The organism is Vibrio sp. A37 (genome assembly GCF_059777565.1).
On sequence record NZ_JBLNLI010000001.1, the window covers coordinates 598,372 to 610,769 of the forward strand.

General features: G+C 40.5%; 12 protein-coding genes. 4 read left to right on the top strand and 8 right to left on the bottom strand.

What is annotated here, in order from left to right; translation table 11 throughout:
• Nucleotides 1–127 precede the first annotated feature (127 nt).
• The 3 genes from ACM2FC_RS02495 (at nt 128) to ACM2FC_RS02505 (ending at nt 3,566) form a co-directional block, all read left to right on the top strand.
• Nucleotides 128–1,174: a DUF3187 family protein gene (locus ACM2FC_RS02495; protein WP_498479246.1), complete on the top strand. Its 1,047-nt coding sequence runs from the start codon at nt 128–130 to the stop codon at nt 1,172–1,174.
• Nucleotides 1,175–1,309: 135 nt separating this feature from the next.
• Nucleotides 1,310–1,849, top strand: coding sequence for a heme NO-binding domain-containing protein (locus ACM2FC_RS02500; protein WP_498479247.1), 540 nt, complete (start codon nt 1,310–1,312; stop codon nt 1,847–1,849).
• A 7-nt stretch (nt 1,850–1,856) separates the two neighbouring features.
• Nucleotides 1,857–3,566 carry a response regulator gene (locus tag ACM2FC_RS02505; protein WP_498479248.1) on the top strand — a complete coding sequence of 570 codons (1,710 nt, stop codon included), beginning with the start codon at nt 1,857–1,859 and terminating at the stop codon, nt 3,564–3,566.
• 78 nt (nt 3,567–3,644) lie between these two features.
• Here the strand turns inward: ACM2FC_RS02505 and ACM2FC_RS02510 are convergent, their stop codons facing one another.
• Complete coding sequence (locus ACM2FC_RS02510) at nt 3,645–4,313, bottom strand: deiodinase-like protein (protein WP_498479249.1); 669 nt, start codon at nt 4,311–4,313, stop codon at nt 3,645–3,647.
• Between the two features lie 145 nt (nt 4,314–4,458).
• Here ACM2FC_RS02510 and ACM2FC_RS02515 point away from each other — a divergent pair, with 145 nt between their 5' ends.
• Nucleotides 4,459–4,923: a MarR family winged helix-turn-helix transcriptional regulator gene (locus ACM2FC_RS02515; RefSeq protein WP_498479250.1), complete on the top strand. Its 465-nt coding sequence runs from the start codon at nt 4,459–4,461 to the stop codon at nt 4,921–4,923.
• A 92-nt stretch (nt 4,924–5,015) separates the two neighbouring features.
• On the opposite strand, the gene ACM2FC_RS02520 is transcribed toward ACM2FC_RS02515, so the two are convergent.
• From ACM2FC_RS02520 to ACM2FC_RS02550, 7 genes are all read right to left on the bottom strand, one after another.
• Nucleotides 5,016–5,651 (bottom strand): sugar transferase, encoded by a 636-nt coding sequence (locus ACM2FC_RS02520; protein ID WP_498479251.1) that lies wholly within the window; start codon nt 5,649–5,651, stop codon nt 5,016–5,018.
• Nucleotides 5,652–5,662: 11 nt separating this feature from the next.
• Nucleotides 5,663–6,850, bottom strand: a complete 1,188-nt coding sequence (locus tag ACM2FC_RS02525; protein ID WP_498479252.1) for a glycosyltransferase family 2 protein — start codon at nt 6,848–6,850, stop codon at nt 5,663–5,665.
• Nucleotides 6,844–7,950: a glycosyltransferase gene (locus tag ACM2FC_RS02530; RefSeq protein WP_498479253.1), complete on the bottom strand. Its 1,107-nt coding sequence runs from the start codon at nt 7,948–7,950 to the stop codon at nt 6,844–6,846. The genes ACM2FC_RS02525 and ACM2FC_RS02530 overlap by 7 nt, the downstream gene beginning before the upstream one ends.
• A 217-nt stretch (nt 7,951–8,167) precedes the next feature.
• Nucleotides 8,168–8,956, bottom strand: a complete 789-nt coding sequence (locus tag ACM2FC_RS02535; RefSeq protein ID WP_498479254.1) for a substrate-binding periplasmic protein — start codon at nt 8,954–8,956, stop codon at nt 8,168–8,170.
• 106 nt (nt 8,957–9,062) lie between these two features.
• Nucleotides 9,063–10,490 carry a GumC family protein gene (locus tag ACM2FC_RS02540; protein WP_498479255.1) on the bottom strand — a complete coding sequence of 476 codons (1,428 nt, stop codon included), beginning with the start codon at nt 10,488–10,490 and terminating at the stop codon, nt 9,063–9,065.
• Nucleotides 10,487–11,596, bottom strand: a complete 1,110-nt coding sequence (locus tag ACM2FC_RS02545) for a glycosyltransferase (RefSeq protein WP_498479256.1) — start codon at nt 11,594–11,596, stop codon at nt 10,487–10,489. The genes ACM2FC_RS02540 and ACM2FC_RS02545 overlap by 4 nt, the downstream gene beginning before the upstream one ends.
• A complete protein-coding gene (locus tag ACM2FC_RS02550; RefSeq protein WP_498479257.1) occupies nt 11,589–12,329 on the bottom strand; it encodes an acyltransferase in 741 nt (246 codons plus the stop codon). The genes ACM2FC_RS02545 and ACM2FC_RS02550 overlap by 8 nt, the downstream gene beginning before the upstream one ends.
• Nucleotides 12,330–12,398: the final 69 nt, after the last annotated feature.

Here is a 12,398-nt window from a genome sequence, read left to right on the forward strand (position 1 = left end):
ACTGTAAAAAGTTTCATGCATGGCGTATCTCACAGTTGTTATTAAAGTTTTATGAAAGTCTGAGTATTGCTCTAGAATTTAAATAAATATATGAGGTCTTAACATTCTGGAATCAAATAGGTTTTAGATGGAACAACAATCAAGGAATAGATACTTTCTGAGCTGGGGACTCAGCTCGCTTTATATCTTTGCTCCAAGCTTTTCTTTTGCTGGTGCTCTCTCAATTTGCGAAGAGGATAGTGTACAAGCGGAGTGTAAGTCTTCACGTCAGTCTTCTCCTTTTAGAACTTATCCGGCCTCACCATTTCAGGCTCTTACCTTAACAACCCAGCTACGCTCGGCAGAGCTGGTTGATGAAGCAGAAGTGTTTTTTATTGGTAGTGCAGCAAGTGTTTGGGCTCAAGGTCGAGATATCCAATTGGACTACTATCAAAATCAGGTAGTATCTGGCATAGCTTGGCGCGTCAGTGATTCTTGGAGTGCGGAACTAAAATATCAACTAGCTTGGTCCGCCAACAATCATCTTGATACATTAACCATTGACTTTCATGACTTTGTCGATATTCCGCAAAATGGTCGTCAGGATGAAGATAAGCATCAAAACAATATCGATAGCAACACGTATAACATTCACATCAACGACTTTGACGACAAAATCATGGTTAGTGCGATACATGGCTACTTACAATGGCAGGCATTTCGTACTTCACGTCAAGCTCTGTCAATCGGGGCGACGCTGTATTACAACAAAGTTAATAACTCACCGTTCGCAGCTTCGACTTTTGATCAAGGGTTCCAAGTCAACTATTCGATCTTTTATGGAGCAAGTTCTTTTTTTGCAACACTAGGTGGAACACTGCACTCCTCGGATGAACATATATTTGGGACGATGCCAGTAAAAAGATTTACTGGTGCATGGGCTGCAGGTTATGGTTATCGTTTTTTACAGAATCACGAGTTGATGCTGGAATATCATGGCTTTGAGGGAATGCTAGAACATGACGAGGAGTTTACTAAAGCGTCGCAAGAGGTAGTTTTGGGATATCGCTACTACTTAAAGGATTTTGCCCAGTTTGAAGCGTCTGCAACTGAGAACATTTATAACATGAGTAATTCCACCGATATTGTTTTTAGCCTTGGCGTAAGGTTTTTCTTGGACTCTTTGTCCAGTTAACGGTTAGTTAGACTCCGACAATTCTTTTTTGAAATGTAATTGCGTGAAAATGCACTAATCCAATTGTAAAGTTAGTCAACTATATTGATACTTTACCCAAGAGTTTCTACGGTTTAATAGGTTTGGAGTAACCTTATGAAAGGAATCATTTTTACTGAGTTTCTAGAATTAGTTGAGCGTGAATTTGGCATCGAAGTGCTGGATGAAATGCTTGAAATATCGAGTGATGCTGGTGTGTATACGTCAGTAGGGAGCTATAGCCACAAAGATCTAGTCAACCTAATTGTGTCACTCAGCAAGCTAACAAAAACGTCAGCAGAAGATCTACAGCAAGTATTTGGAAGAGCTGTGTTTATGAACTTGTATAACAGCTTGCCTGACAATGCACCAATATCAGATTGCCACACTACATTTCAGTTTTTACGCCAAGTAGAAAACTATATCCATATTGAAGTGAAAAAACTTTACCCGGATGCAAACCCACCCAAATTCAACTTTTTATCTGAGACAGAATCCAACTTAGAGTTTGATTACCATAGTGCTCGATGTATGTCTCATGTATGCCTCGGCTTAGTTCAAGGGTGTGCTGACAAATTAAATCAAACGTTAGATATTAAAATGTCGAATCAGTCATCTGACGGAAGCCATGTTCGATTTTATTTATCGGTAGTGTAGGTGTCGTATGACAAATAAGTCACCAATTGAGCGACAACTGGCTAGAGAAAAGGCTGGACGAAAAGAGGCTGAGAAGCTCCTAGAAGATAAATCAAGGGAACTTTATGAGTCGAATCAACACTTGGAGATGGCGTTAAGGCACCTTAAAAATCAAACACTCAGTGACTTAAAGAAATTTGAATTTGAAGAGCTGATCGACAGAACTTTGATCCAATTTGGTCGGTCTTTTCTATCTAACCAAGTTGATGAAACACAAATTCGCACTTTTTTAACCACTTTGTCAGGTGCAGAGGTTATCTCAGCAACGTATTTAAGAATCGACCCAGAAGTATTGCAAGGTTTGAGGGTCTGTGAATATGGAGACCGTCAGCTGTTAAATAAACTCACTGTGCAGCTAGAAGGGCATAAGGACGTTGTTTTCTGGTGTGACGAGATACTACATATACCTATTATCATTGATGCAGAGCTTGTCGGAGAGCTTCTTTTTGATATTTCTTTGGAAGGAGAGATAAGCAAAAACTTTATCGTGAATCAAATGGAGTTGGTAGCAGAGTTATTTTGCAGTGCAATTAGTAGACAGAAAATGATCAGTGCGACTATCGAAGCGCGCCATAGAGCCGAAAACTCAGAAAAGTCGATTAAAGAGTTTGTTGCGATGATCAATCACGAATTAAGAACGCCTTTAAATGGTTTGCTTGGTAGTGCTGAATTGCTATCTGAAACATCGTTGAGCCAACAACAAGAAAATTACTTATCCAACTTGAAATCTTCCGGAGCTCTACTTAGATCAATCATTAATGATCTACTCGATTTTAGTAAAATGAGTGCTGATATGATGGAGTTGATCCCTAGTAAGTTTAGTTGGGTACAGCTTGAATCTACGCTCAAGGGAATCTTTTCAATAAAAGCTGCAGAACAGCAAATTAAATTCAATATAGAAATGGAAAATACTATTCCTGAATATTTCATTGGTGATTTCGAGCGAGTCAGTCAGGTGTTAGTTAACATAGTCGGAAACGCGATAAAGTTTACTGATAAAGGCAGTGTAAACTTAAGTTTTGCTTGGGAGCAAGGAAGCCTTTGCTGTGAGGTAAAGGATACTGGTATTGGAATCTCTGCTGCTGCGCAAAAGAATCTTTTTAATCCATTTGTTCAAGCGGACATATCGAGCAATCGCCATCATGAAGGAACCGGATTAGGTTTAGCGATATGTAAGCATCTTGTTGAACTCATGAAAGGGGAGATTTCTTTCGAGAGTGAGCAAGACGTTGGGACAACCTTTTATATATCATTGCCTTTAAAAGTTTCAGAAGGTGAAATAGAAGTTGATACCGATCGAGCGGAGATTCTAAAGAGTATTGATAAATTGTCTATTTTGGTTGTCGATGATATTCGGATGAATCAGATCATTATCAATCAAATGCTGCAAAAATTAGACATAAAGCCTGATATATCTACAAACGGTTTAGAGGCTCTTGAAGCAGTAAAAAACAACCGTTATGACCTGATATTTATGGACTGTCGAATGCCGGAAATGGATGGTTTCGAAGCAACTGAACACCTTCGACAAGAAGGATATGATTTACCCATTATTGCACTCACAGCCGCAACGACACTTTCAGAACGTGAACGCTGCGTTGAGTGTGGTATGAATGATATTTTAACCAAACCCTATACGGGAGAAGACTTGCAAAACATGATAAGAAAGTGGAGTTAGGTAAAATCATGCTCACAAAATCTTTAGTACTAGACTTGACATTGATGTGAGCCGTAATCAATGTCAACCAGCTTTCTTTTAATCGGTTTTTTTAGAGTGGAGTCGTGTTCCAAATGTTTTTTCAAAAAACTCTGCGACTTCTTGTGGATCGTATCCAAAAGGCCCGGTTCCTTGGGAGCGAAATACAAGAATACCTTTTAAGTCGACCACACAAATACGAATAGGAATGGCCGCATAGGCTATATTGAGTAAGTTTTGCTCACCATCAATATAGACAATCGCATCCTCAGCCATTAGTTCTTTTTTAGCTCGTCTTGCTATAGCTGCTCGTTCAGAGTTATTGGTAGGCTTGGGATAAGATATACCAGATTTCTCGTTCATATCTAGGGCCCATTCATTATTTGCGTGCGCTTCCCTAACGTACACAGTTACACATGCTACTTTGTCTTGATAGATCCTGCATAGGTTTTGCAGCTGTTGCTGGCGTTCTCTCCAAACTGGGCAAGTAAAACTGCCAATATTGAGGACTACCATTTTCCCTTCTTGATGAAACTTTTCAAAGACGTCACTCAGCTGAGTTTGTTCGTTTTCTAAAGTCCATATAGGTAGCTTGCTTGGAGCGGGTTTATTCAACTTTATTGAGTTTGAGAGAGCGTAAAGTCCAACCTCAATTGTTTTTCCTTTCAAGTGGTGAATAAAAGATTTATTTGCCATATGTTTCTTAGCTTCGTCTTTATCAATTTTCATTTTGAATCCTTATTAGTTAGTAGACAAATTGTCTATCTGACGTGAACTACTATCTAAATTTGTTTATAGTAACAATACATTTTGTTGACAGGGTCAACATAATACAAAGTTGTTGACTCTGTCAACAAGATTGATGAGGAAGTGTATGTATAAAGTCGATACTCTCGATATGATTGTAGATTTTGGACAGGCTTTGAAGCAGAGCATTGCCACTCAAGTACATGAGCAGTTAGCTGGTGCTCACTTAAATCTAAAGTCTGAAATTATTCCCCCTATGTATGTCCGGCTACTCAAATTTATTCATGCCAAGCAACCATGCACTGCAAATGAAATTAGTGTTGGGCTACAAAGAGATAAGGGGCAAGTCACGCGCTTGCTAAAGGGTATGATCGAAAATGGCTTGCTAGAACGAGTAGCAAATCCATCAGATAAGCGAGGTCATCTGTTTTCTTTGTTACCGCATGGTGAAGTAGTGCGTGAAAAAGTTAAAGCAATAGATGATGTTATATATGAAAAAATGTTTGGTGATTTATCTGCTGATGAAATAGCTTTGTTTGAGAGGCTGCTATGCAAGATGACCAGCAACCTTGGATTAGAGCGACGTTCATAGAAGGCTCTCTGAGTTGGGCTCCAACCAAGTTTGCCTAGTTTAGAGTGTCGGCCCATGAGTTGTATTGAGAATCATGGGCTGACACTAGATTTTTAGCGACCTCTGCCATCTACCATCACCATTAAAGTTTGTGAGATAATTTTCATATCGGTCCAAAACCAACTACTTAGTGAGTTAAGAGACAAAGCGTAGCTATGGTCGAAAGCCACTTTTCTTCTCACGTCGTCAATACATGTATCATAGCCTTGATTGACTTGTGCTAAGCCGGTAATGCCGGGTAAAACGCCATAAGTTCTGTCAGCAAAATAAGGAATTGCTGTTTCGAGTTTATTGTAAAATCCTGGTCTCTCAGGCCTTGGTCCGATAAGAGACATGTCACCAGCGATAACATTAAATAGTTGAGGTATTTCGTCTAGTCGTGTTTTTCGTAAAAAACGACCAACAGACGTGATTCTTGGGTCATCTTCGGTTGCCCAAACAGCTCCTGTTCTGGCTTCTGCATCTTGGTACATCGTTCTAAATTTGATGATTTCGAACAGGACCATTTTGCTTGGTGTTGATTTTCCCACTCGCAGTTGTTTATAAAACACGGGACCAGCCGAAGTTATTTTTATTGCGATGGCAATGAATGGCATAACAGGAAGCAATAATAAGATTGCAATCGTCGCTCCAATTAGGTCTAGTAAGCGTTTTGCTATCCATGTAGGTTGAATTGATAAGTTTTTCATAATGATGTTCCTTATTGATTGATTCTTGTCCAACGTCCTGATTCCATTCCCAGTAGATATCTGATACCTCCAACAAAGTTCGCATAGTGTCCGGTAATCAAGTACGCGAGGATCTTGCAAGGTTTTAGTTCACCAATTGATGGAATAAAAATGTGTGTAAGCGCGATGAGGTAGCAAGTTACCTGTAGTAGCAGTGCGACTAAAAAAATAGGGTGGGAGGCGAGTGCGACAGAACATATCAAACACGTTAGCATCAAATATGGGGTAATGAGCCTCAATCCCTTTCCAGACAGAAAAGCGAACGCTACACCTTTATATTTTGGATTAAATAGTCCAGCAAGTTTAATAACCTGTTGCATGTTTCCAGCAGATATTCTGATTCGGCGTTTAAAGTCATTTGATTGATCAGTTGATTCTAATTCTAAGGCGATCATTCTTTCTTCATGTTTGACACAAAAGCCTTTTTTTACAATTTGCATTGGTAAAACGAAGTCATCGTTGATGGTATTTGTTTTTAAAGGCTCGAATAAATGTGTGCGGAATAAATAAAATGCTCCATGTGCCCCTAAGGTAGATCCTAAGGTTGCTTCACGTTGCTTAATCTTGGATTGGTATTTCCAGTAATTTAATTCTCCTTGGTTCGCCGACTCTAAAATCTGATAACTAGAATTGACCGCTCCTGTATCGCTATTTTTGAAGTGTTCAGCAGCAATCAGCAGAGCATCGATAGAAACTAAAGCTGATACGTCACTGAAGCTTGTTATGTCGGATTTGATGCTTTTCATATGATGGTTAATTAACGCCACTTTTCCTCTGTTCTTGCGATGGACATGAACTTCAAAAAATGTGTCACTACAAGATGCTTCTTGTATCGTAGCTTGCGCTATTTCGGCTGTTTTATCAGTGCAACCGTCGCAAGCAATAATCACTTTTAGTTGGCTTGTCGGGTAGTCAAGGCTGGCCAAGTTTCGAATTTTGTCAGCGATCCACCTTTCCTCGTTATAAGCAGGTACGAGAATGGTGATAGACGGTCTCAAGCTATCTTGGCAATGACGTCGATAACCTCTGTTACTTATAGCTACTGGGTTCTCTGGATTCCTTTTTGAGTACCAAGAAAGAAACAGCGGGTATATCGCATGGTGATAAACAATTAAAAAGCTGCAAACAACAAAAATGCTGATCAAAGTAATATCTAGCATGATGAAGCCTCCGACATAATTGATTGATAAGCTTCCACCATGTGCCTAACGTCATGCTGTCCCAACACAAACTCTCTTGGCATATAAGCTAGTGGTGATTGGAGTGTTTCGAATACAACTTCTGCTAGCTGTGCAGAGTCATTGACTTCAAAGTGTCTGCCCGTTTTAGGACATAAGGTTTCTCGTGATGCACCCACGTCAGAGACAATGGTTCTAATGTTACAAGCTTGAGCCTCAAGTGAAGAAAGCGGGAACCCTTCCATTCGAGAAGGTAAGATGAATAAATCTAGAGCTTGATAGAACGTTGCCATGTCTTCTACTAAGCCAAGAAAAATCACTCTGTCCTCAACAGATAATTTTTTGCTCAACGCCTTCAATGCATCCATTTCACTTCCTTTGCCTGCGACAACCAAAGTCATGTTTGAGGGCAGCCTAGCCAACGCTTTGATCATTACGTCGTGGCCTTTTACTTTCTCTAATCGTCCAGCGCATCCAATTAACGTCGAAGCCAATGGTAGGCCAAACCTATTTCTCGCGCTTTGTTGGCATCCAGGCCTAAACTTTTCGCAATCGATACCGTTTTTGATAGTGACGGTGTTGTGGTAATCAAACTGTGACTTGAGCGCCTTGCTCACATAATCAGCGTCACCAACTAATATTGGTTTTACTGCCGTTAATGCGAGCTTTTGAATTTTCACGTGCTTTTTATTGCTTAGGTGCCAAATGTCGTGTTCAGTGTGAATTCGACAAGGAACGCCACTAATGATTGCGGCTGCGCCAGCGTAGAGAAGTGGACCGATATGATGTGTGTGAACAGTGTCCGGCTGTAATGCGGAAAATATTTTAGCCAATGTCATGATGATATCAGGTTGAATACCTGCTTTTTTCTGCAAAAACATAATGTTTTCGCTATAAGCTTGGAGTTTTGGCCAGTTAGAAATAGCCTGCTGTTTTTCGCCTTCTAGGCTCAGAACTATCACATGTGCGTTGGATGGAGCAAAGCGAATGAGATCGAGTGCTAACGACTCTATGCCACCCGGTGCCAAATGCTGAACGACATGAATAATTCTAAACTTTTTCACTATTTCGTTTTGCTTCATGAAAACCTCGTAATCAAGTAAAAGGTATAAGTTTTACTTGTTATTTCATGAAGTGTGCCAATTTTTAAAATGATTGATTATCAGTTAGTTACTGAGAGTTTCTTGAGATGGGATAACTAAATATGATTTTGAGAATCTAAATGAAATACAAAATGGAAAATATTTTCTTGATCGTATTTTTGTGCAATTTAATTGATGTATACTAGAGAGTTAGAGGTTATTCGTACCCCTTTAAAAACCTATCAAGTTGACCTGTTTGTCGTAATTTCGCGAAACCATTGTTTAATAGTTGCCTCAGCTGTTCAGCGTGTTGATATTTTTTAGATATCAGCATGAAATTTTCATTACTAGGGGCTCCTGGAATTGTTTTAGTAACCAGAACACCTTGAGACAGGTAGTCGACACCGTGCTCGATTTTGAAACCAATCATTATTTCATAGTGAGTCACGAATAATTTGCACCTTTCCGCGACAGTTTTCATGACCAATTGGTTAAAAGATTTGGCTGAGCGATCGACGTGTTCACTGCTGATCCCCATGCCATCATAATTAAAGCCATAGACACCACAAATATTGTAATTCTCAAGATCTTTAGGGCTTGTCACTTTCAAGCCGTGTGGAAAGAGTTTTTTTGAGTAAACATAAACTGGGGTAAGAGAGTAGTATGGCGAAGTGAATATAAAGTCTTTTTCGCGTTCGTCGCTGAAAGTGGCGCTGACAGCGACATCATAAATACCGACTTTAGTGCCTTCAACACATCGCTTCCACGAAGGCATAGAAATGGTGTAATCAATATTCTGTGGCTTCAAGATAGCATTGAGTACATCGACATCGTACCCGACAACTTGACCACCCTTTTTGAAGGTATATGGAGGCCAGCCACCACCATCTCCGCAAAATTTAATAGGTTCATGAATCGCAGCGAGAGTAGTTGGTATATTGGAAATTAGTAGTGAAACTAGAATCGTTATTTTTATTGCTAACAACTGCTTGTTGAAGGCTTCCATACCAAAATCACAAAAAGTCTAAGATATATTCAGTATATTCTATTCCTGCAGTTGTGCCGCGATCTATCAAGCTTTATTCAGTTATCATTAAAATGGTAAAAGAGATCTACTGAGTTATTTTTGGTACGACAGTGATAACAGGGACCTCGGTAATTTTAACAAGTTCATCCGGCCGGCGAATTGAAGTATCAAACAGCTCAAACAGTGTCGCAAGCCCGCAACCAAAGGCAACTCCTGCAAATAATCCAGCAATAACAAAGATGACAATGGGTAAATTAGATGGCGCGCTTGGAGTATATGGTAAATCGATAATTTTGACGCGCTTATTTTGTTCAAAGACCCCTAAAGAGCCGGTCAACTGAGCCATTTCATATCGTTCAATCAATTCATCGTAAAGCCTTCTCTTTATTTTAGCGTCGCGCTCTAGGCGCAGTAACTGTTTGGCATTGTCACCAAAATTGTTCGCTTTTGCTTCGAGTTCATCAATCATCTTTGTTAAGCTTTTTGTTTCTTCTTTCAGAGCCTCAAATCGGCTTCTGACCAGTTGCAAGCTGTGCAATTGTGTAACGAGTAGAGGCTGAGTTTCTGAAAAGTCTGAAATAGACGTACTACTAGCGATGTCCCATAATTTATCACTGGTTAGGTTTGGCCTTTCAACTTTTAGCAATAATGCGCGCTCACTTTCAAGGCGGTTTAGTTCCCGTTGTTTAGCTTGTACTGCACTATGGTTTTCTGTGTATTTGGCTTGGAGTAGTGTCAGCTCACTGCGGATATTAATGATTTGCTCTTCAATTTTTCCGACTACCGGGTTTGTCTTCGACATCTGTTCATCAAGGCTGCCTAAGCTTTTTTCAACGCCAGCTAACTCCGCTTCTTTTTCTGCCAAGTTTTGCTTCAAAGATGCTAGTCTTGCTAAACTTTGAGTTTGCATCTCTGGTGTCACGTCGGCATTTTGGTTTTTGTAATCAGCAAGCTTTGATTCGGCAATATCCAGTTCATTTCTTCTTTTTTCAATGTGATAGGTTAAAAACTCACTGGAGTCTTTGATAGAAGAGCGCTCTGGAGCTAGAAGCTGTTCAATAAAGTGATCGCTCACCGACTGCAACAGCTCCTTCATACCTTCTGCTTTGTCTGATCTTAGCTCTATTTTTAGAAAATCTTTGCCCGCTTGAGAAACGGTAATACTAGAAGAGATTTTTTGAATAACGCGTTCAACTTCTAGAGGTGTCATGTCCTCTGTGATGAGCTTTCTCTCCAGCGCGACAGACTTTAAAACGTGTCTACTGTTCAATAGCGTTCGCAGTGCGTTGAGTCTATCTTTCAACATTGTCGACACAGCTATATCTTCCAAGAATGGATTCATTTTGGCTGTTTCTTGTATCAACATACTGGTATGCGCTTGGTAAGTTGTTGGCGCGAGTTTGCCAATAACAAAACCGATAATTGGTAGTACCAATATTGGCAAAACAATCATGTAGCGACGTCTCCAAGCCGAACATAGAATAATGATCAGTCGATATTTAAGTTCACTCATAGTTCCTCCAACAGCTTGCTCACATAGCTAGCTCGTGAGTCCCAGCTTTGTTTGAGAACTAATTCCTCAAAACCGTTCGTCTGGCCAGCTGCTCGAGATAAGGCTTCTGAAAACTCTTCAGAATTGTTGACAACATTAATGTAACTTGCATAAGCCTCTAGGGCTGGAAAAGGTGTAGCAATAATTGGTTTTCCTACCGCCAAATACTCCATGAGTTTGAGTGGGTTACAGGCTTTAATTTGTTCATTGAGCTTAAATGGAATCAAGCTTACATCCCAGTGTTGGCTATATGTTGGCAGCTCTCGATGTGGTTTAGGCCCTAAGTAGTGAATGTTGTTTAGTTTTGGTAGTGGATAGCCATTTAGCTCGTTTGGTCCGATGAAGACAAACTCCCAATCTGCTCGGCTGTGACAGATTTGTTCAATGAGATCATAATCCAGCCATTTTGAGAGGCTGCCGTAAAACCCAGCTATAGGTTTTCCCGATGATGGCATATCTACTGCCTTCGCCGATTTCTTAGAGAATAAATCTAGGTCGACGCCATGTGGTACGTACTTCGTTTTACTTTCCGGAAACTTGGAACACAGGCTTTCACTGGCCGCTAAAATAAGATCGGCTTTGTTAGTTAGTCGTTGTTCGTGTGCCGCAACAACATGGTGATCCACACCAGCCAGGGAAGAAAAGTCATCACCGCAATAATAGACAACAGAGTGCTCACCTAGGTGTCCTGCTAAGTCAGCCGCTGTGGGAAGAGAAGTCCAGAATATCGGGTTGTGAATTTTTCGCGTAGCTAAAATGGGCCTTAGCTGCTTCAACATGGCCGTTCTAGCTAGGTTTCTTGCCACTTTCGATTCTGGTGCAGGTATCGTTTTCAAGTTGATCACCTCAATATTCGGCTCTACTTGCTTCGACTGATAACCGCGTTTGCTGTTACCAAGAATCTTGTTAAATGCTCGAGAGATGTCATTGGCGTTAAACCTTGGCTTTCGCAAACCGATAGAATTTACCCATATCACACGACGTGTTTTGGACAAACGGCTGACGAGGTGTTGAGTGCTCGATGGCAAGCCACCAAAGTCTTCACCAAATACGATTAGATCACGCATAATGACTCTCCTTGTCACCTTCAGATTGTATTGAACGAATCACCTTGGCAGGATTACCCGCTGCAATGACAAAAGGGGGAAGATCTTCGATAACGACGCTGCCTGCAGCCACGATAGTGCCTTCGCCGATAGTCACACCATGCTTGATAGAAACGTTGGTACAAAGCCAAACGTCTTTACGCAATATAATGTTACCAACTTGCCAATCGTCATCTGCTTCACCAGATGCTCTTCTCTTTGCGTCGATAGGGTGGCCAGAGTAGCCGAATAGAAAGGCACGACCTGCAATACGCACGTTGTCTTCGATAATGACCTTTTGACCAACGGCTATTGTGGTTTGCCAACCGATGTCGACATTTGAACCTATCGTTAATTTCGGTGACTGAGAACAAGTTCGTCCGCTAAATGTGGTTTGTCCTGATATGCGACAATCGTCTCCCAGCGCTATTTTTAGCGGCCCAGAAACGAAAGGTATGCCTCCGTACAAATACAAACGCTTCCCATATTGAGAAAGTCGACCTTTGAACGCTGGGGTGTAAAAGAATACCCTCGAAGTCGTCGTGATAAAGTTGGAGCAGGCTTTGTAGACGAAATACAAAATGTTATTAACAAATTTTGGCGTAGGTAACTCGAGGCTACGGGCTTTTTTCAATATGAGAAAAACGTGTCTCATATAACTATTGGGATGGTTTTTTAGCCAAAATTTAAAATCGTTGAGGTGTCCTGCCAGCATCTTTGTTCATCCTATTTTGATATTTATGCATATCATTTCAATGATTGTGCCAGCTTAAATATTTTATAT

What these genes read in the sequence shown, in the direction of transcription:
- ACM2FC_RS02495 (WP_498479246.1), top strand. Translation starts at nt 128, where the DNA reads ATGGAACAACAATCAAGGAATAGATACTTTCTGAGCTGGGGACTCAGC.
- ACM2FC_RS02500 (WP_498479247.1), top strand. Translation starts at nt 1,310, where the DNA reads ATGAAAGGAATCATTTTTACTGAGTTTCTAGAATTAGTTGAGCGTGAA.
- ACM2FC_RS02505 (WP_498479248.1), top strand. Translation starts at nt 1,857, where the DNA reads ATGACAAATAAGTCACCAATTGAGCGACAACTGGCTAGAGAAAAGGCT.
- ACM2FC_RS02510 (WP_498479249.1), bottom strand. Translation starts at nt 4,313, where the DNA reads ATGAAAATTGATAAAGACGAAGCTAAGAAACATATGGCAAATAAATCT.
- ACM2FC_RS02515 (WP_498479250.1), top strand. Translation starts at nt 4,459, where the DNA reads ATGTATAAAGTCGATACTCTCGATATGATTGTAGATTTTGGACAGGCT.
- ACM2FC_RS02520 (WP_498479251.1), bottom strand. Translation starts at nt 5,651, where the DNA reads ATGAAAAACTTATCAATTCAACCTACATGGATAGCAAAACGCTTACTA.
- ACM2FC_RS02525 (WP_498479252.1), bottom strand. Translation starts at nt 6,850, where the DNA reads ATGCTAGATATTACTTTGATCAGCATTTTTGTTGTTTGCAGCTTTTTA.
- ACM2FC_RS02530 (WP_498479253.1), bottom strand. Translation starts at nt 7,950, where the DNA reads ATGAAGCAAAACGAAATAGTGAAAAAGTTTAGAATTATTCATGTCGTT.
- ACM2FC_RS02535 (WP_498479254.1), bottom strand. Translation starts at nt 8,956, where the DNA reads ATGGAAGCCTTCAACAAGCAGTTGTTAGCAATAAAAATAACGATTCTA.
- ACM2FC_RS02540 (WP_498479255.1), bottom strand. Translation starts at nt 10,490, where the DNA reads ATGAGTGAACTTAAATATCGACTGATCATTATTCTATGTTCGGCTTGG.
- ACM2FC_RS02545 (WP_498479256.1), bottom strand. Translation starts at nt 11,596, where the DNA reads ATGCGTGATCTAATCGTATTTGGTGAAGACTTTGGTGGCTTGCCATCG.
- ACM2FC_RS02550 (WP_498479257.1), bottom strand. Translation starts at nt 12,329, where the DNA reads ATGCTGGCAGGACACCTCAACGATTTTAAATTTTGGCTAAAAAACCAT.